Genomic DNA, 17,709 nt, shown 5'->3' with positions numbered 1-17,709 from the left:
CGGCTCAGTACGGGGTGGCGGGGGTGACGTCGTTGGGCGCGGGCGCCACCGGCTGCACGAGCGGCGGCTTGGCCGGCTGCGCCGGCTGCGGCGTGGGGTTCGGCAGCGGCGGCAGCACCGGGGCCTCGTCGATGCGCAGGATCGAGTTCGGTGTCGGCTGCGAGCCCTCCTGGCGCGCCCGGATCTGGTCGTAGCGGTCCAGCGACAGCCTGGCGGTGCTGTCGGCGTCGCGCATCACCACCGGGCGCAGGAAGACCATCAGGTTGGTGCGCTTCTTGGTGCGGCTCTCGCTTCGGAACAGCGCCCCGAGGCCCGGGATGTCGCCCAGCAGCGGCACCTTGGACTTCTCCTCGACATAACTGTCCTGCACCAGGCCGCCGAGCACGATGATCTGGCCGTCCTCGACGACGACCTGCGACTCGATCGAACGTTTGGTCGTCGACGGCCCGGCATTGCTGGTGCCCACGGTGGCCGTGGTCAGCACGCTGGACTGCTCCTGGTAGATCGTCATGCGCACCGTGCCGCTTTCGCCGATCTGCGGCCGGATGCGCAGCGTGATGCCGACGTCCTTGCGCTCGATGGTCTGGAAGGGGCTGGTGGTCGAGGTGCCGGTGTTGGTGTACTGGCCGGTGATGAAGGGCACGTTCTCGCCGACGACGATCTTCGCTTCCTCGTTGTCCAGCGTGATCAGGTTCGGCGTCGAGACGATGTTGGTCTTGGTCTGGCTCTGCAGCAGGTTGGCCAGCGCGCCGAGCGCGTAGGTGCCGCCGTAGCGTTTGAGCAGGCCGATGTTCAGGCCCTCGCCGACGCTGATGCCGCTGGCGTCGCCGCTGGCCGCCGCGGTGGTGATGCTGAGGATGTTGCCGCCGCTGTTGCTGAAGTTGGTGCCGGCGAACAGCCCGGTCGAGTCGCCGTCCTTGCCCAGCAGGCCCTGCCACTGGAAGCCGAACTCGGCGGCGTTGTCGCCGGCGACCTCGACGATCAGGCTCTCGATGTAGACCTGGGCGCGGCGCGAATCGAGCTGCTCGATCATCGCGCGCACCTGGCGGTACAGCGGCTCGGGCGCGGTGATGATCAGCGAGTTCGTCGCCGGGTCGGCCTGGATGAAGCCGCCGGTCGTCGGCTGGCCCGAGGGCGTGACCGGGCTGGTGGACTGCGCCGACGCGCCGCTGGTCGTCGCGCCGGTGGCGCCGGGCGCGGCGGGGTTGCTCGGCGCGGCCGGCGTCGTGCCGCCGCTCACGCCGGTGGGCGTGGTCGTGCCGCCCGAGCCGCCGGCGGTGCCGAAGGCCGCGCGCAGCACGGTGGCGAGCTTCACGGCATCGGCGTTCTTCAGGTGCACCACCCATAGCCCGCCGCTGGGGCCCAGGCCGCTGGCCGGGCGGTCGAGCTTGGCGATCGCGGCGCGCACCGCGGCCAGGCGTGCGGCGTTGGGCGCGCGGATGATCAGCGAGTTGCTGCGCGCGTCGGCCACGACCGTCGTGCCGCCGGCGCCGGCGGCGGCACCCGGTGCGGTCACGGTGCTGCCGGTCTCGGCCAGGCGCTGCACCAGCGGCGCCAGGTCGCTGGCCACCGCGTGCTCCAGCGGCACGACCTCCAGGTCGGTGGCGGTGGGCTGGTCGAGCGCGGCGATGATGCGGCCGATGCGCTGCAGGTTGTCGGCGTAGTCGGTGATGACCAGCGAACTCGAACCCGGGTTGGAGTTGATCGTGTTGTTGGCGCTGATCAGCGGGCGCAGCACCGCGACGAGGTTGTTCGGGTTCTCGTAGCGCAGGCGGAAGATCTGCGTGATGACCTGGTCGCCGCGCACACCGACCTCGCCCACCGAGACGGTGCCGGTCTGCAGCTTGGCGTCGGCCTCGGGCACCACCTTCAGCAGCCCGCCGCTCTCGATGACCGCGAAGCCCAGGCCGCGCAGCGCCGACTGGAAGCTCTGGTAGGCCTCCTGCACGCTCTGCGGCTGCTCGCTGTAGACGGTGATCTGGCCCTTGACGCGCGGGTCGACGACGATCTGGCGATCGATCATCGCCGCGAACGCACGCGCGACGGCGTCGATGTCGGCGTTGACGAAGTTCACCGTGACGGGCGCCCGCGGGCGCTGTGCGGCGGCCGGCAGCGGGGCCATCTGGGCGGCGGCGGCCATGCACAGCGCGACGGCGAGGAGGCGCGAGGATTTCATGCTCATCCGATCGAAATGACGGCCTTCGTGCCTTGGCGGCGGCCGATGATGTTCAGCAGATTGTTCAGCACCGGTTCGGAACCCGGCGCGGCAGCGGCCTCGCCGCGAAAACGCAGGCCGCGGCCGGACCACTGGCCGTCGCCGGACAGCAGCAGCGGGCCCTGTTGCGTGGCCAGCGTCAGCCGCGGCACCTCGCCGCCGGCCAGCGTCAGGCGATAGCTGCCCAGGCGCTCGAGCGTCGACAGGCGCGAGGACAGGTCGTCCAGCACCAGCGTCGCACCGCCGGCCAGGCTCCAGCGCCCGGCCGCCGACTCGGCGACCAGGCCCTGGCTGGCCAGCGCGACCGAGCCGCCCAGTCCGAGCGTGTTGAACGGCGTGCCCAGCCCGGCGAGCCAGGCTGCCGGCCAGCGGCCCACCGGGCCGGGCGGCAGCGTGATCTTCCAGCGCCCGAGGCCGAAGTCCACGCGCAGCGCGAGTTCACCCTCGATGCAGCAGGCCTGGCGGGCCCGCAGCACGATGCCGGTGGCGGCGGGACGCAGCGTCCAGTGCAGGCGCCCGGGCAGCGCGGCGGCGTCGCGTGCGCCGGGGCCGCCGGTGAGCACCGCGACGGCGCTGCCGTTCCAGATGCTGCCGCGGGCGTCGGCGAGCACGAGGCGCTCGCCGCTGGCGCGTGCCAGCGCACCGGTGAGCCAGGCCGCCGGCGCGAACGCCACCAGCGCCGCGGCCGCCCCCAGCGCGGTGCCGCCCACGGCCCAGCGCCGCGTGCTGCGGCGGCTGCGCGACCCGTCGTACGGCGCTGCGGTCAACCGGCGCCTCCGATCGCGACGACGATGCTGCCGCTGTAGCCGGCCGAGCCGCGAGTCAGCGTCGCCTCGACCGGGCGTGCGCGGGCGCCCGAACGCACCTCGGCCAGCCAGTCCTGCAGCTCGGCGGTGCCGACGTTGTCCAGCGTCAGCACGGCGCGGTCGCCCTGCAGTGACAGCCTGCCGTGCGGCCCCAGGCGCTCGCTGGCGGCACGCAGCGCGGCGGCGGCCTGCTCGGCGTTGACCGGCGGTGCGCTGCGCAGCTCGCGCGCCTCGGCGGCCAGGCGGTCCATGGCCTGCAGCTCGGCGTCCAGCGCCTCGAGCTTGGCCGGCGCGGCGGCCAGGGTGCGCCAGGCCGGCTGGACCGCCACGGCGAAGACCAGGTACAGGCCGACGATGGTGGCGGCGGCGCCGACGAGCACACGCTCGCGCGGCGCCAGGCGTGCCCACCAGGCCTTGAGCGGAGCCAGGCGTGCGGCGTTCATGCGGCGGCTCCGGCGCGGCGGGTCAGCGTGATGCGGCCGTCGGCGAGCTCGACCGCGTAGCCGGCCGGGCCGAGGCGGGCACGGAAGCCGGCGATCTCGGGTTCGCTCCAGCCGTCGGCCGCCAGCGTCAGCCGGCCGGACTCGTAGCGCAGCGTCTGCACCGGGCCCTGGCCTTCGGGCCAGGCCGCGGCGGCGGCGCCGAGCAGCACCTCCAGGTCGCCATCGCCGGCGCGGCCGGCGGCGGCGCGCAGGCGCTCGGCTTCGCGGCGCATCTGCAGCGGCGCGTCGACGACGGCTCGCACGCCGGGGAAACTCTGCTGCAGCGTCGTGGTCAGCTGGGCCTGGCGCTCGTCGATCGCCCGGCGCTGCTGCCAGGCCAGGGCGTTCAGGCCGACGACCTGCACGACGACCAGGGCCAGCGCGCCCCAGCGCACGGGGCGCCATTCGGGGCTCATCAGGCGCTGCATCAGCTCGCGCAGCACGCGCAGGCCGCGGCGGCGCGGCGCGAGTTCGAACTGGCGCAGGTTCCAAGGCGAACGGGCCGCGTCCAGCACCCGGCCGGCTTCGGCGAACACCTCCACCGGCTGGCCGAGGAACCGTTCGGCGGCGGCGGCCGCCGCCGGCGTTGCCGTCCAGCGCTGTGCCGCCGGGTCGGCCGGCAGCAGCGCACGCGCCAGCGTGCCGTCGGTGCGCAGCCGGGTGATGCCGTCCTCGCGCACCAGCGTCAGCCAGGGCGCGGCATCGGCGTCGGCGTCCGCGGGCAGGCAGAAGTGGCCGCCCGGCGTGCCGGGCACGGCGGCCGGCACGACACGGTCGACGACGACGCCGGCGGCTTCGAGTTCGGCCACGACGCCGGCCAGCCAGCCGCGGTGCACGACGGCGATCCAGGCCTCGCTGCCGCTGGCGGCCTGCGGCGGCAGTGCGAAGTGCAGCGCGTCCTCGTCGTCGAGCAGCGCTTCTTCCAGCATGCCGGCGAGCGCGGCGCGCAGCCGTGCCGGCGGGGCCTTGGGCAGCGTGATGCGCTGCCAGGCGACGTCGGCGTCGGCGAGCACCGCGACCACGCTGTCCGCCCGCGGCAGCAGCGCCGGCGCGGCACGGCCCGACGAGCCGACGGCCAGCCCGTCGGGACTGAAGACGTAGTCGAGCTCGGCAAGCGAGCGCGGCGGCACCGACTCGTCCGCCGCGCGCGATGCCAGGCGCTGGCGGGGAGGGATCTGGAGCACGAGAACGGCCATGGGGTCTATTGTGGCGGGCTCACTGTTGCGGAATGTGCAGCGGGTGGCGCTCGCGGCGCAGCGTGACGACCCCGCGTCCCTGGTCGGCGCTGCGGCGTTCGACGAGCGACTCCTCCTCGATCACACGTTCTTCCAGCCGCAGGCGGCCGCGCACCTCGAAGAAGGAGGTCCGCACCGCGACCCGGCCTTCGCTCGCCTTGACGTCCTGCGGTAGCAGCGCGTTCACGGCTTCGAGGCTGTCGAAGGGGCTGCGCTGGCGCGCCTGCACGAGGCGCTCGGCGCTGCCGAGGTCCAGGCCGTCGATGGCCGCGACGAGCACCTCGCGTGCCGCGGTGTTGGCGTTGACCGGCGTCTGCGACGGCAGCAGCGTCACGTAGGGCGAAAGCCGGGCGACCGTCGCCGCATCCAGCCCGAGCCAGACCAGGTCGGCGACGCGGCGCGGCGCCAGCGGGGCATCGGCGCGCTCGTCGGCGCTCTGCCCCGCCCAGGCCGCCGCCAGGCCCTGCGACAGCCGCGCGGGCGTGTCGGTCGGCACGCCCGCGGCTTCGCACAGGCGCTGCAGCGCCTTGAGCTCCACCTGCGAGATCTTGCCCTCCGAGTCCACGACGTTGCGCAGGTTGTACTTCGCCTGTGCATCGGCGATGGCCCCCGAGATGAAGGCCTCGGGCCCACCGGTGTCGGTGTTGTCGCGGTCGGCGGCGAGAAAGCTCGACAGCCGCGCTTCGGCCAGCGGCGTCGCCCAGGGTTCGCCGAGGTGGTCGGTGCTGCCGGTGCGGCCGTCCTCGCGCAGGATCAGCCGCGCCCAGTCGAGCGAGGCGTCGAGAATCCAGCCCGCCTGCACCGAGGCGCGTTCGGCGGCCTCGATCTGCACTGCGCGCGTCTGCTGCCAGGCCATGCCGGCGGCGAGCGTCGCCACCAGCGTCAGGATCAGCATCGCCAGCAGCAGCGCGGCGCCGCGTTCGCGCCTCACGGGGCACCCCCGGGCAGCAGCACCAGGTCGCGCGTGAGGCGGCCGGCGGCGGTGTCGATCACCAGGCGCACGGCGTCGGGCAGGTCCTCGCCGGGGCTGGACTCGCCGTCGTCGGCGGTGGAGGTGCCGGCGCTGGACTGGGCGTTGGACCAGGCGTTGCCGCGGTAGTAGTAGAGCTGCCAGTCGGCGACGCCGTCGAGCAGCCGCACCTGCTGCGGCTCGGTGCCCTGCAGCTGCTGGCTGCGCAGCCAGGCCTGCTGCAGCGGCTGCAGCCGGGTCGTCGCGGGGCTGGCCCAGCGCTGCCAGACGCCGTCGGCGAGCGTCCAGACGACGACCGCGACGCCGCCCTCGACACGCCGTGTCAGGCGCAGGTGGCGGCCGTCGAACTGCAGCGCCGGGGCGGCACCGGTGTCCTGCAGCGACTCCAGGTCCTGCTGCCACTGCGACAGGATGGTGTTCAGCCGCGCGGCGCGGTCCACGGCCTGCGTCGTGATCTCGCGTGCCCGCACCATGGCGTCGATGCCGCGCCAGGCCAGCCCGGCGAGCACGGCCATGATGGTCAGCGCGACCAGCACCTCGACGAGCGTGAAGCCGCGCACGCGGCGCAGGGCGCGGGCCATCGTCAGTAACGCGAGACGACGGTCGACAGCGTCAGCAGCGGGCGCCCGTCGGCGTCGCTGATGCGCGCGTCGACGCGGCGGAAGTTGGGGTTCGGCGTCGGCCGCGTCTGGACCACGCCGCGGTACAGGCGGCCGAGCTGCTCGCACTCGAAGTCGGCGTCGCCGACGCCGGGCAGCTGGCGCGCCAGGCGCAGCGCGGCGAGGCGGTTCTCGGCGCACCACTGGGCCGCGCTGACGTCGGCCAGGCGCTGGGCGTTGTCGCTCAGCGCGCCACCGGCACGCAGGCCCGCGGCCAGCGCGACGGCGACGATGGCCACCGCGACCAGCACCTCGATCAGCGTGAAGCCGCGCGTGCGTCTCATGGCGTTTCGGCCGGCGGCACCACGGCGAAGGCCGACAGGCCGTCGCTGGCGACTTCGAGCCGGCGGTCGTCCAGCCGCAGCACGATGCGCTGCGGCGGCAGGATCGCCTCCGGGCCCAGCACCACCTGGTTGCCGCCGACGATCTGCGCGCTGACCTCGGCGTCCAGCCAGCGTGTCGGCAGCGCCTGGCCCGGCGGCAGCCCGGCGAAGACGAAGGGGTCGCGCTGCGGGTCGTTCGTCGGGATCCAGGCCACCGCGATGCGGCCGGTGCGCGCCTCGGTGCGCGCGGTCTCCAGCAGCGTGGCCAGACGCGCGGCGTCGAGCTCGAGCCGGGTGCCGGCCGGGTCGCGGATCGCCAGCGAGACGAGTCCGGCGCCGATCGCCAGGATGGCCATCACGACCATCAGCTCGATCAGCGTGAAGCCGCGCGGAACGGGCGTCGCGCGTGGCCTATTGCCAGGAGCCGACATCGGCATCGTTGCCTTCGCCGCCGGCCTGGCCGTCCGCGCCGTAGCTGAAGACGTCGATCTCGCCCTTGACCCCCGGATTCAGGTACTGGTAGGCGTGGCCCCAGGGGTCGTTGGGCAGCTTGTCCACGTAGGGCTTCCAGTTCGGCGGCACCGGCGCCGACTCCGGGCGGCGCACGAGCGCCTCCAGCCCCTGCTCGGTCGTCGGGTAGCGCTGGTTGTCCAGCTTGTAGAGCTTCAGCGACTGCATCAGGTTGTGGATGTCGGTGCGGGCGGCGGTCACGCGGGCGTCATCGGCACGGTTGAGAACGTTGGGCACGATGAGCGCCGCCAGCACGCCGAGGATCACCAGCACGACCATCAGCTCGATCAGCGTGAAGCCGCGGCGGCGCGAACGGGAAAGGGAGATCATGGGAGGCTTTGGACGGGGCCGGGGAAGGGGTTCGGTCAATCATAATCGGCGCATGACGACACGTTGGTGGGCCTTCGGTGTCTGGGCGGTGGTGGCCGCCGGCGCCGTCTACTGGACCCTGAAGCTCGTGAAGCCGGCGCCCGCGCCGCAGGCGACGGTGGTCGCGGCCGCCGGTGCGCTGCGCGGCGACCTGTCGCGCGTGCTCGGTGCCGAGCCCGAGGAGGCCGGCCCGGTCGAGTCGCCCGAGAGTTCGCGTTTCGAGCTGCTGGGCGTCGTCGCCTCGCGCAGCGCGCAGAGCGACGGCGTGGCGCTGATCGCCGTCGACGGCAAGGCGCCCAAGGCCTTCCGCGTCGGGGCACCGGTCGACGGCGACACCGTCGTGCAGTCGGTGCGCCAGCGCGAGGTGCTGCTGGGGCCGCGCGGCGGCGACGCCACCGTGTCGCTGGACCTCACGGCACCGCCGCCGGCCAGCACCGGGCGTCTGCCGGCCCCGGGCGCCGCGCAGGCTCCGGTGCGTGCGCTCGCGCTGCCGGGCGGGGCGCCGCCCCAAGGCGGGATGCGTCCGGGCATGCCGGGGCGCGCGCCGATGGCCGCACGCCCCGAGGTGCAGGGCCAGCCCGATCACGAGGCCGACGAATCGGCCGAGGTCGACGTCCAGGCCGAGTGAGCCCGGCCCCCGCGGGCGCGGGGTTCAGAACCCCATGGTCGAGGGGAAACCGTCGTCGTCCAGCGGGCCGGGCCGCGTCGGCCCCGCATCCTCGCCTTCGGCGACTTCGGTCAGCAACGCTGCGGCGCTGCGCACCAGCGGCCAGCCGAGCGCGGCGCCGGTGCCGTCCAGGCCGTCCAGGCCCAGGTCGGGCAGGGTCGCGGCGCGCAGGTGCCGGTGCACCAGGTCCAGGCCGCGGTGCTCGCGGCTGCGGCTGAAGACGCAGTAGTCGGTGACCGGCGGCGCGATGCGTGCGGCCATTGCCAGCGCGGCGCAGGCGGCCAGGCCGTCGATCATCAGCAGCTGGCGCTTGCTGGCGGCCATCAGCATCACGCCGACCATCACCGCGACCTCGAAGCCGCCGAGCGCGGCCAGCAGCTCCACCGGCTCGGCCACCTCGCGATGGCGGTTGAGTGCCGCCTGCGCGATGGCGAGCTGGTGGGCGAGTTCCTCCGCCGCCATGGCCGGCCCGGTCTCCAGCAGCGCGCGCAGTGGCAGCTCGGTGATGCGCGACAGCAGCAGCGCCGCGCTTTCCTGCGAGCCCACGCCCAGGCCGGCGCAGATCGTGAGGTTGCCGCGCAGCTGGTCGCCGATCTCCATGCCGGCGCGCATCGCGGCGTGGGCCTGCACGACCGTCATCGCCGCGGCGACCCGCGGGTTGCGCGTGCCGTGGGCGATCTTGCGCGCCTGCAGGCGCTCGTGGGCCGGCAGCGTCTCGGCGACGCCGCAGTCCACGACCGTCAGCGCCAGGCCGCTGGCGCGCGCGAAGACCGCCAGCGGCAGCCGCTCGGCGAGCAGCCGGCGCACGAGTTCGTCGGTGGTGTAGCGCAGCGCGCCGTGCAGGCCGTCGACCGCGAGGCCGTGGTCGGCGGCGAAGACCAGCAGCTGCGGCTCGTGAAACCGCGGCTTCAGCGAGCCCTGCATCAGCCCGATGCGCAGCGCCAGCGGCTCCAGCTCGCCGAGGCTGCCGCTGTCGTCGTTGCGCCGCGCGAGCTTGTCGCGCAGCGCGCGTTCCAGCGGCGGGTCGGCGGTCGGCGCGACGAGCGAACGGCTGTGGTCCATGGCGCCTTCAGTGTAGGCGCCGGGGTCTCAGCGCAGGAACAGCCGATAGACGGGGTTGTCGCTTTCCTCGACGCAGGGGTAGGCCAGCGTCTGCAGGAAGCGGCCGAGCTCCTCGTCCTCGCTGGCGGGCACCTGCATGCCGACGAGGATGCGGCCGTAGTCGGCGCCCTGGTTGCGGTAGTGGAACAGGCTGATGTTCCAGTCCGGGTGCAGGCCGTCGAGGAAACGCATCAGCGCGCCCGGGCGCTCGGGGAAGACGAAGCGGAACAGGCGCTCGTCGCGCGCGAGTTCGCTGCGCCCGCCGACCATGTGGCGCACGTGCTCCTTGGCGAGCTCGTCGTCGGTCAGGTCGACGGTGCTGAAACCGTGGCTCTCGAAGCTGGCGGCGATGCGCGCGGCCTCGTCGTGGCGTGCGATCGCGACGCCGACGAAGACGTGGGCCTGACGCGCGTCGCTGATGCGGTAGTTGAACTCGGTCACCGCGCGCGGGCCGATCAGGCTGCAGAAGCGGCGGAACGAGCCGCGCTCCTCGGGGATCGTCACCGCGAACAGCGCCTCGCGCTGCTCGCCGAGCTCGGCGCGCTCGGCGACGAAGCGCAGGCGGTCGAAGTTCATGTTCGCCCCGCAGGTGATCGAGACGAAGGTCTTGCCCTTGAGCTTGTGCTCGTGCACGTACTGCTTGATCGCCGCCACGCCCAGCGCGCCGGCGGGCTCGACGATGCTGCGCGTGTCCTGGAAGACGTCCTTGATCGCGGCGCAGACGGCGTCGGTGTCGACGGTGACGAAGTCGTCGACCAGCGCGCTGGCGACGCGGAAGGTCTCCTCGCCGACGAGCTTGACCGCGGTGCCGTCGGAGAACAGGCCCACGTCGTCGAGCGTCACGCGGTGGCCGGCGCGCACCGAGCGCAGCATCGCGTCGCTGTCGGCGGTCTGCACGCCGATGACCTTGATCTCCGGGCGCACCGCCTTCAGGTAGGCGGCCACGCCCGAGATCAGACCGCCGCCGCCGATGGCGACGAAGACCGCGTCGATCGGCCCCTGGTGCTGGCGCAGGATCTCCATCGCGATCGTGCCCTGGCCGGCGATGACGTCGGGGTCGTCGAAGGGGTGCACGAAGCTCAGGCCCTGCTCGGCCTGCAGGCCGACGGCGTGGGCGTAGGCGTCGGAGTAGCTGTCGCCGTGCAGCACGACCTCGCCGCCGAGCGCGGCGACGGCGTCGATCTTCAGCCTCGGCGTCGTCACCGGCATCACGACGACGGCGCGGCAGCCGAGCTTGCGCGCCGACAGCGCCACGCCCTGGGCGTGGTTGCCGGCCGAGGCGCAGATGACGCCGGCGGCCAGCGCCTCGGGCGACAGGTGCGCCATCTTGTTGTAGGCCCCGCGCAGCTTGAAGCTGAAGACCGGCTGGCGGTCCTCGCGCTTGAGGAGCACCGTGTTGGCCAGCCGGCGCGACAGGCTCTTGGCCGGCGTCAGCGGGGACTCGATGGCGACGTCGTAGACGCGGGCGGTGAGGATCTTCTTCAGGTAGCCGGCCGCGATGCTCGCGACGTCGGTTTCGGCAGCGGACATCGGGACGGCGGGCAGACGGGGTGCGCGCATAACCGGGGAGGGGCGAGCATCATACGACGCGGCCCGGCGGCGCCTGCCGGAAGAAAAGAAGCCCGGGACCTTGCGGCCCCGGGCCTGAATCCACCATTGGAGGAGGTGGAGGAGACAACCGGTGGGTCGCAGGCCTGGAGGCTCTGAACGACCGATGGCGGCAGTCTACCATCGCCTTGCTGCAGTGCAATAACCCGACTGCCCCGCATGCCGACCTGGCGCAAGCTTCGGCGACGCCCGCGCCGGACCTGCGCACAATGCACGCCTTTTCGCGCCGCACACGGAGTTTCACGCCATGGAATGCACGATCAACTGGATCCCGGCCTCGGGCATGGGCTTCGTCGCCGAGACCGGCAGCGGCCATCTGCTGACCATGGACGGCGCGCCCGACGGCGGCGGCCGCAACCTGGCCCCTCGGCCGATGGAAACGGTGCTCGCGGGCGCCGGCGGCTGCACCGCCTACGACGTCGTGCTGATCTTGAAACGCGGCCGCCACGACGTGCGCGGCTGCCAGGTGAAGCTGCAGGCCGAACGTGCCGCCACCGACCCGAAGGTGTTCACGAAGATCCACCTTCACTTCGTCGTCACCGGCCGCGGCCTGGCGGCGCCGGCGGTGGAACGCGCGATCGCGCTGTCGCACGAGAAGTACTGCTCGGCGACGATCATGCTGGCCCGCACGGCCGAGATCACGACCGGCTACGAGATCGTCGAGGGCTGATCAGACGCGGTGCGCGGTGACGGTCATCACCTTGGCCGCCGCGCGCATCGCCAGGCGCACCGGCATCGGCAGCGGGATGGCGCCGGCGTCCTCGGCGCCGTCGGCGTGGCGGCGCTCGTCGTCCTTCATCTGCTCGACGATGGCACGCGAGCGTTCGTCGGCGGCCGGCAGCCGGTCGAGGTGGCCGGCGAGGTGCTGCTCGACCTGACGCTCGGTCTCGACGACGAAACCCAGGCTGACGCGGTCGCCCAGGCGCCCGGCGGCCAGGCCGATCGCGAAGGCGCCGGCGTACCACAGCGGGTTCAGCAGGCTGGGGCGGTCGCCGAGCTCGTCCAGCCGCTGCTGGGTCCAGGCGAGGTGGTCGATCTCCTCGCGCGCCGCGGCGGCCATCTGCTCGCGCAGCTCGGGGCTGCGGGCGGTCAGCGCCTGGGCCTGGTACAGCGCCTGGGCGCAGACCTCGCCGACGTGGTTCACGCGCATCAGCGCGGCCGACAGGCGGCGCTCGTCCTCGGCCGGCGGTTCGGCGTCGGCCAGCGTCGGGCCGGCGGGGTTGGCGCGGCCGGCGTGCACGGCGCCGGACAGGGTGCGCAGCGCGTTGTCGGCGCTGACGAGAAGGCGGTCGACGGGGCTCATGCACGGCAGCATAGCGCCGCGCAGTGTCGCCCGCGCGCCACCCGGGCCGGGGGTCCGAGGGGGCTCATGAGGTCATTGCGCTTTGCCCGGGCACGCGTTTTGCGCATCATCGCCAGCTTTTGCCGCGCGCACCCCGCCGCCCTCGATGCTCGTCTTCGTCCTCCGCCGGCTCGCCCAGGCCCTCGTCGTGATGCTGGCGGTGGCGTTCATCGCCTTCATGCTGTTCCAGTACGTCGGCGACCCGGTGCTCAACCTGCTGGGCCAGGACGCGACGCAGGAGCAGCGTGCCCAGCTGCGCCGCGACCTCGGGCTGGACCAGTCCTTCCTGGTCCAGTTCGGCCATTTCGTCGCCAACGCCGCGCAGGGCGAGTTCGGCCTCAGCCTGCGCCAGGGGCGCCAGGTGTCGGCGCTGATCGCCGAACGCTTCCCGGCGACGCTGGAGCTGTCGCTGGTGGCCGCGCTGCTGGCGCTGGCGCTGGGCATCCCGCTGGGCGTCTACGCGGCGCTGCGCCGCGGCAGTGCCGGCGCGCAGCTGGTGATGACGCTGTCGCTGCTGGGCGTGTCGCTGCCGACCTTCCTGATCGGCATCCTGCTGATCCTGGTCTTCGCGGTCCAGCTGCACTGGTTCCCCAGCTTCGGCCGCGGCGAGGTCGTCGCGCTGGGCGGCTGGACGACCGGGCTGCTGACGCTCGACGGCCTGAAGCACCTGGTGCTGCCGGCGGTGACGCTGTCGGTGTTCCAGCTGGCGCTGATCCTGCGCCTGGTGCGCGCCGAGATGCTCGAGGTGCTGCGCAGCGACTACATCAAGTTCGCGCGCGCCCGCGGCCTCAGCGACCGCGCGGTGCACTTCGGCCACGCGCTGAAGAACACGCTGGTGCCGGTGATCACGATCACCGGGCTGCAGCTGGGCTCGCTGATCGCCTTCGCGATCATCACCGAGACCGTCTTCCAGTGGCCCGGCATGGGGCTGCTGTTCATCCAGGCGGTGCAGTTCGCCGACATCCCGGTGATGGCGGCCTACCTCTGCCTGATCGCGCTGATCTTCGTGCTGATCAACCTCGTCGTCGACCTGCTGTACTTCGTCGTCGACCCGCGGCTGCGCATCGAGCGCGCCGCGGCCGCCCACTGAGTCCGCGATGGCGCCCGTTCCCGACACCTCCCTGACCAGGCCGCCCGGCCGGCTCGCGCGTTTCCTCGACGGCGACGTCTGGCACAGCTTCAAGCAGTCGCCGACGGCGATGCTGGCGGCGGCCATCGCCGCGGTCTGCGTGTTCTGCGCGCTGTTCGCCGGCTGGGTCTCGCCGCACGACCCCTTCGACCTGGCGACGCTGGACCTGATGGACTCGCGCCTGCCGCCGGCCTGGATCGACGGCGGCAGCACGAAGTACCTGCTGGGCACCGACGACCAGGGCCGCGACATCCTGTCGGCGCTGATGTACGGCGCGCGCATCTCGCTGCTCGTCGGCCTGGCCTCGGTGGCGCTGTCGGTGGTGCTGGGTGTGGGCCTGGGGCTGCTGGCGGGCTTCGTCGGCGGGCGCACCGACGCCTTCATCATGCGCGTCTGCGACGTCATGCTGTCCTTCCCGTCAATCCTGGTCGCGCTCTTGATCGACGGCGTCGGCCGGGCGCTGTTCCCGCAGGCCCACGAGACGCTGGCCTTCGGCGTGCTGATCCTGGCGATCGCGCTGACCGGCTGGGTGCAGTACGCACGCACGGTGCGCGGCTCGACGATGGTCGAGCGCCAGAAGGAGTACGTGCAGGCGGCGCGCATCATCGGCGTGCCGCCTCTGCGCATCATGCGCCGCCACGTGCTGCCCAACGTGATGGGGCCGGTGCTGGTGCTGGCGACGATCCAGGTCGCCACCGCCATCCTCACCGAGGCGACGCTGTCCTTCCTCGGCGTCGGCGTGCCGCCGACCTCGCCGTCGCTGGGCACGCTGATCCGCGTCGGCAACGACTTCCTGTTCTCCGGCGAGTGGTGGATCACGATCTTCCCGGGCCTGATGCTGGTGCTGATCGCGTTGTCGGTGAACCTGCTGGGCGACTGGCTGCGCGACGCGCTGAACCCGAGGCTGCGCTGATGGAGACCCCGCTGCTCGAAGTCCGGCACCTCGCCGTCGAGTTCCCGACGCGCCGCGGCACGCTGCGGGCGCTGGACGACATCTCGTTCGACATCCGCGCCGGCGAGATCCTCGGCGTCGTCGGCGAATCCGGCGCCGGCAAGTCGCTGACCGGCGCGGCCATCATCGGCCTGCTGGAGCCGCCGGGCCGCATCGCCGGCGGCGAGATCCGCCTCGAAGGACGGCGCATCGACAACCTGCCGCACGAGGCGATGCGCCGCCTGCGCGGGCGTTCGATCGGCGCCGTCTTCCAGGACCCGCTGACCTCGCTGAACCCGCTCTACACCGTCGGCCGCCAGCTCGTCGAGACGATCCGCACCCATCTGCCGGTGTCGGCCGAGCAGGCGCGGGCGCGTGCGATCCGGCTGCTGGAGGAGACCGGCATCCCGGCGGCGCGCGAGCGTATCGAACACTACCCGCACCAGTTCTCCGGCGGCATGCGCCAGCGGGTCGTCATCGCGCTGGCGCTGGCCGCCGAGCCCAAGCTGATCGTCGCCGACGAGCCGACGACGGCGCTGGACGTGTCGATCCAGGCGCAGATCATCACCCTGCTCAAGCGCGTCTGCCGCGAGCACGGCGCCGCGGTGATGCTGGTCACGCACGACATGGGCGTCATCGCCGAGACCTGCGACCGCGTCGCGGTGATGTACGCCGGGCGCATCACCGAGGTCGGCCCGGTGGCCGACGTGATCCACCGCGCCCGCCATCCGTACACGGTCGGGCTGATGGGCTCGATCCCGGCGATGGACGTCGAGCGCGAGCGCCTGGCGCAGATCGACGGCGCGATGCCGCGGCTGGGGGCGATCCCCGCCGGCTGCGCCTTCCACCCGCGCTGCGAACACGCGTTCGCACGCTGCCGCAGCGAACGTCCCGAGCTGATGGCGGCGGGCACGACCTGCGCCGCCTGCTGGCTGGTCGCCGCTGACGAGGAGGCGGCATGACGGCGCTGGTGCAGGTGCGTGACCTGGCCAAACGTTTCGACGTCTCGCCGCCCTGGCTGGAGCGTGTCGTCGGCGGCAAGCCGCGCCAGGTGGTGCACGCGGTCGACGGCGTGTCCTTCGACATCGAACGCGGCACGACGCTGGCGCTGGTCGGCGAGTCGGGCTGCGGCAAGAGCACGGTGGCACGGCTGCTGGTCGGGCTGTACGCGCCCAGCGCCGGCACGCTGCAGTTCGACGGCCGGCCGCTGGACGCCGCGGCGCGGCAGCGGCTGCAGATGATCTTCCAGGACCCGTATGCCAGCCTCAACCCGCGCTGGACGGTGCAGGACATCGTCGCCGAGCCGCTGGTCGAACGCCGGCTGGCACGCGGCGCCGAGCTGCAGGCGCGTGTCGCGGCGCTGCTGCAGTCGGTCGGCCTGGCGGCGGCCGACGGCGCCAAGTACCCGCACCAGTTCTCCGGCGGCCAGCGCCAGCGCATCTCGATCGCGCGCGCGCTGGCCACCGAGCCCGAGTTCCTGGTCTGCGACGAGCCGACCTCGGCGCTGGACGTCTCGGTGCAGGCCCAGGTGCTGAACCTGATGAAGGACCTGCAGCGCGAGCGCGGGCTCTCCTATCTCTTCATCTCGCACAACCTGGCGGTGGTGCGCCACGTCGCCGACGCGGTCGGCGTGATGTACCTGGGACGGCTGGTCGAGCAGGCGCCCAAGCGGGCGCTGTTCGCGGCGCCGCGCCATCCGTACACGCGGCTGCTGCTCGACGCGATCCCCGACGTCTCGATGAGCGGCCGCGCGCGCACGCCGGTGCGCGGCGAGGTGCCCAACCCGCTGGCGCCGCCGACCGGCTGCGCCTTCCACCCGCGCTGCCCGCATGCGGCCTCGCGCTGCGCCGTCGAGCGCCCGCTGCTGCGCGAGGACGGCAGCGGCGGCCGCACGGCCTGCCACGCGGTGGAAGAGGGGCGGATCTAGGCCAGCAGGCGTTCGAGCGCGAACAGCGCCCGGGCGTCCTCGCGCTCGCGCACGACGTGCACCGCGTCGCCGTCGAGCAGGATCTCGGCGGCGCGTGGGCGGCTGTTGTAGTTGCCGGCCATCGCCATGCCGTAGGCGCCGGCGGACAGCACGGCGACGATGTCGCCCGGCGCGACCGCCAGCTCGCGGTCGCGGCCCAGCCAGTCGCCCGACTCGCAGACAGGGCCGACGACGTCCCAGGTGACGGCCGCGGTGCCGGCACGCGGCCGGCAGGGCTCGATCGCCATCCAGGCCTCGTACATCGCCGGGCGCACGAGATCGTTCATCGCCGCGTCGACGATGCAGAAGTTCTTCGTCTCGCCGGGCTTCAGGTACTGGACCTCGGCCAGCAGCACGCCGGCGTTGCCGACCAGCGAGCGCCCGGGCTCGACGATCAGCTTGCGATGGCCGTGGCCACGCGCGTGCATCAGCTCGGCCAGGCCGCGCACCAGCGTCTCGGGCGCGGGCGGGGCCTCGTCGGTGTAGGTGATGCCCAGGCCGCCGCCGACGTCGACGTGGGCCAGCGTGATGCCTTCGGCCTCGACCGCCTCGACCAGGTCGAGCAGGCGGCCGAGCGCGTCGAGATAGGGCTCGAGCTGGGTGATCTGCGAGCCGATGTGGCAGTCGATGCCGACGACCTGCAGCGACGGCAGCGCGGCGGCACGGCGGTAGACCGCCAGCGCCTCGTCGTGCGGGATGCCGAACTTGTTGTCCTTCAGCCCGGTCGAGATGTAGGGATGGGTGCCGGCGTCGACGTCGGGGTTGACGCGCAGGCTGACCGGCGCGCGCCGGCCCATGGCGGCGGCGACCTCGGCCAGGCGTTCGAGCTCGCCCAGGCTTTCGACGTTGAAGCAGTGCACGCCGACCTCGAGCGCGCGGCGCATCTCGGCGGCGGTCTTGCCGACGCCGGAGAACACGATCTTCGACGGCTCGGCGCCGGCGGCCAGCACCCGCTCCAGCTCGCCGCCGGAGACGATGTCGAAGCCGCAGCCGGCGCGTGCGAAGGTCTGCAGCACGGCGAGGTTGGAGTTGGCCTTGATCGCGTAGCAGATCAGGTGCGGCAGGCCCTCGAGCGCGCGCTGGTAGCCGGCCAGCGCGTCGAGCATCGCGGTGCGCGAGTAGACGTACAGCGGCGTGCCGTGGCGGCGCGCCAGGTCGGCCAGCGAATGGCCTTCCAGCCGCAGCTCGCCCTGGGCGTCGCGCGCCAGGTGGGGGTGGCCGGGCAGCGTCACTTGGCCGCTCCCGAGGCCGCGCCGGCCGGCGCCGGCAGCTTCAACGGGCCCTTCTGGCCGCATCCGGCCGTCAGGGTCAGGGCGAGGGCCGCCAGGAGCGCCGCGGCGCCGCGCACTACACTGTTCCGAGAGGATTGACGCATTTCGGGAAGATTCTATGAGCA

The 17,709-nt window shown here is 73.2% G+C and carries 20 protein-coding genes; 6 read left to right on the top strand and 14 right to left on the bottom strand.

Features of this window, described 5'->3' with window-relative positions; genetic code table 11:
- Positions 1-4: 4 nt before the first annotated feature.
- Genes gspD through gspG form a run of 9 tightly spaced genes read right to left on the bottom strand, consistent with a single transcriptional unit; the run spans position 5 to position 7,530 of the window.
- Positions 5-2,182, bottom strand: a complete 2,178-nt coding sequence (gene gspD, locus EV684_RS00485; RefSeq protein WP_132644246.1) for a type II secretion system secretin GspD — start codon at positions 2,180-2,182, stop codon at positions 5-7.
- Positions 2,179-2,982: a type II secretion system protein N gene (gene gspN, locus EV684_RS00480; RefSeq protein WP_132644245.1), complete on the bottom strand. Its 804-nt coding sequence runs from the start codon at positions 2,980-2,982 to the stop codon at positions 2,179-2,181. The genes gspD and gspN overlap by 4 nt, the downstream gene beginning before the upstream one ends.
- Positions 2,979-3,464: a type II secretion system protein GspM gene (gene gspM / locus EV684_RS00475; RefSeq protein WP_132644244.1), complete on the bottom strand. Its 486-nt coding sequence runs from the start codon at positions 3,462-3,464 to the stop codon at positions 2,979-2,981. Before gspM ends, gspN begins: the two co-directional genes overlap by 4 nt.
- A complete protein-coding gene (gspL, locus tag EV684_RS00470; protein ID WP_132644243.1) occupies positions 3,461-4,699 on the bottom strand; it encodes a type II secretion system protein GspL in 1,239 nt (412 codons plus the stop codon). The genes gspM and gspL overlap by 4 nt, the downstream gene beginning before the upstream one ends.
- 19 nt (positions 4,700-4,718) lie before the next feature.
- Complete coding sequence (gspK, locus tag EV684_RS00465) at positions 4,719-5,669, bottom strand: type II secretion system minor pseudopilin GspK (RefSeq protein WP_310733518.1); 951 nt, start codon at positions 5,667-5,669, stop codon at positions 4,719-4,721.
- Complete coding sequence (locus EV684_RS00460; RefSeq protein WP_132644242.1) at positions 5,666-6,289, bottom strand: prepilin-type N-terminal cleavage/methylation domain-containing protein; 624 nt, start codon at positions 6,287-6,289, stop codon at positions 5,666-5,668. Before EV684_RS00460 ends, gspK begins: the two co-directional genes overlap by 4 nt.
- A gap of 2 nt (positions 6,290-6,291) precedes the next feature.
- Positions 6,292-6,651 carry a type II secretion system minor pseudopilin GspI gene (gspI, locus tag EV684_RS00455; RefSeq protein WP_132644241.1) on the bottom strand — a complete coding sequence of 120 codons (360 nt, stop codon included), beginning with the start codon at positions 6,649-6,651 and terminating at the stop codon, positions 6,292-6,294.
- Entirely contained in the window at positions 6,648-7,121 is a 474-nt protein-coding gene (locus EV684_RS00450; protein WP_132644240.1) for a prepilin-type N-terminal cleavage/methylation domain-containing protein, read from the bottom strand. The genes gspI and EV684_RS00450 overlap by 4 nt, the downstream gene beginning before the upstream one ends.
- Positions 7,102-7,530: a type II secretion system major pseudopilin GspG gene (gspG, locus tag EV684_RS00445; RefSeq protein WP_132644239.1), complete on the bottom strand. Its 429-nt coding sequence runs from the start codon at positions 7,528-7,530 to the stop codon at positions 7,102-7,104. Before gspG ends, EV684_RS00450 begins: the two co-directional genes overlap by 20 nt.
- A gap of 52 nt (positions 7,531-7,582) precedes the next feature.
- Here gspG and EV684_RS00440 point away from each other — a divergent pair, with 52 nt between their 5' ends.
- Positions 7,583-8,197: a hypothetical protein gene (locus EV684_RS00440; protein ID WP_132644238.1), complete on the top strand. Its 615-nt coding sequence runs from the start codon at positions 7,583-7,585 to the stop codon at positions 8,195-8,197.
- Between the two features lie 24 nt (positions 8,198-8,221).
- Here EV684_RS00440 and EV684_RS00435 read toward each other — a convergent pair whose 3' ends face one another.
- The gene (locus tag EV684_RS00435) at positions 8,222-9,298 is read right to left on the bottom strand and encodes a nicotinate-nucleotide--dimethylbenzimidazole phosphoribosyltransferase (protein ID WP_132644237.1); all 1,077 of its coding nucleotides are present in this window, start codon (positions 9,296-9,298) and stop codon (positions 8,222-8,224) included.
- 27 nt (positions 9,299-9,325) lie between these two features.
- A complete protein-coding gene (gene ilvA, locus EV684_RS00430; RefSeq protein WP_132644236.1) occupies positions 9,326-10,867 on the bottom strand; it encodes a threonine ammonia-lyase, biosynthetic in 1,542 nt (513 codons plus the stop codon).
- A gap of 325 nt (positions 10,868-11,192) precedes the next feature.
- Here ilvA and EV684_RS00425 point away from each other — a divergent pair, with 325 nt between their 5' ends.
- Positions 11,193-11,615 (top strand): OsmC family protein, encoded by a 423-nt coding sequence (locus tag EV684_RS00425; RefSeq protein ID WP_132644235.1) that lies wholly within the window; start codon positions 11,193-11,195, stop codon positions 11,613-11,615.
- Here EV684_RS00425 and coq7 read toward each other — a convergent pair whose 3' ends face one another.
- Positions 11,616-12,260 (bottom strand): 2-polyprenyl-3-methyl-6-methoxy-1,4-benzoquinone monooxygenase, encoded by a 645-nt coding sequence (gene coq7, locus EV684_RS00420; RefSeq protein WP_132644234.1) that lies wholly within the window; start codon positions 12,258-12,260, stop codon positions 11,616-11,618.
- A gap of 133 nt (positions 12,261-12,393) precedes the next feature.
- Between coq7 and EV684_RS00415 the strand changes: the two genes are divergently transcribed.
- The 4 genes from EV684_RS00415 to EV684_RS00400 are packed head-to-tail and all read left to right on the top strand — an operon-like array spanning position 12,394 to position 16,274.
- Positions 12,394-13,377 (top strand): ABC transporter permease, encoded by a 984-nt coding sequence (locus tag EV684_RS00415; RefSeq protein ID WP_132644233.1) that lies wholly within the window; start codon positions 12,394-12,396, stop codon positions 13,375-13,377.
- Positions 13,378-13,384: 7 nt separating this feature from the next.
- Positions 13,385-14,329 (top strand): ABC transporter permease, encoded by a 945-nt coding sequence (locus tag EV684_RS00410; protein WP_132644232.1) that lies wholly within the window; start codon positions 13,385-13,387, stop codon positions 14,327-14,329.
- Positions 14,329-15,309, top strand: a complete 981-nt coding sequence (locus EV684_RS00405) for an ABC transporter ATP-binding protein (RefSeq protein ID WP_132644231.1) — start codon at positions 14,329-14,331, stop codon at positions 15,307-15,309. The genes EV684_RS00410 and EV684_RS00405 overlap by 1 nt, the downstream gene beginning before the upstream one ends.
- On the top strand, positions 15,306-16,274 hold the full coding sequence (locus EV684_RS00400; RefSeq protein ID WP_132644230.1) for an ABC transporter ATP-binding protein: 969 nt from the start codon (positions 15,306-15,308) through the stop codon (positions 16,272-16,274). The genes EV684_RS00405 and EV684_RS00400 overlap by 4 nt, the downstream gene beginning before the upstream one ends.
- Here the strand turns inward: EV684_RS00400 and lysA are convergent.
- Complete coding sequence (gene lysA, locus EV684_RS00395) at positions 16,271-17,545, bottom strand: diaminopimelate decarboxylase (RefSeq protein WP_132644229.1); 1,275 nt, start codon at positions 17,543-17,545, stop codon at positions 16,271-16,273. The two genes, EV684_RS00400 and lysA, sit on opposite strands and share 4 nt — an antisense overlap.
- Complete coding sequence (lptM, locus tag EV684_RS00390) at positions 17,542-17,688, bottom strand: LPS translocon maturation chaperone LptM (RefSeq protein WP_207184346.1); 147 nt, start codon at positions 17,686-17,688, stop codon at positions 17,542-17,544. The genes lysA and lptM overlap by 4 nt, the downstream gene beginning before the upstream one ends.
- Between the last annotated feature and the right edge of the window lie 21 nt (positions 17,689-17,709).

Source organism: Rubrivivax gelatinosus, assembly GCF_004340905.1.
In the GTDB taxonomy this organism is placed as follows: Bacteria; Pseudomonadota; Gammaproteobacteria; order Burkholderiales; family Burkholderiaceae_C; genus Rubrivivax; species Rubrivivax gelatinosus.
The sequence above is the reverse complement of the archived record's forward strand: the minus strand, read 5'-3'. Positions and strand labels throughout refer to the sequence as shown.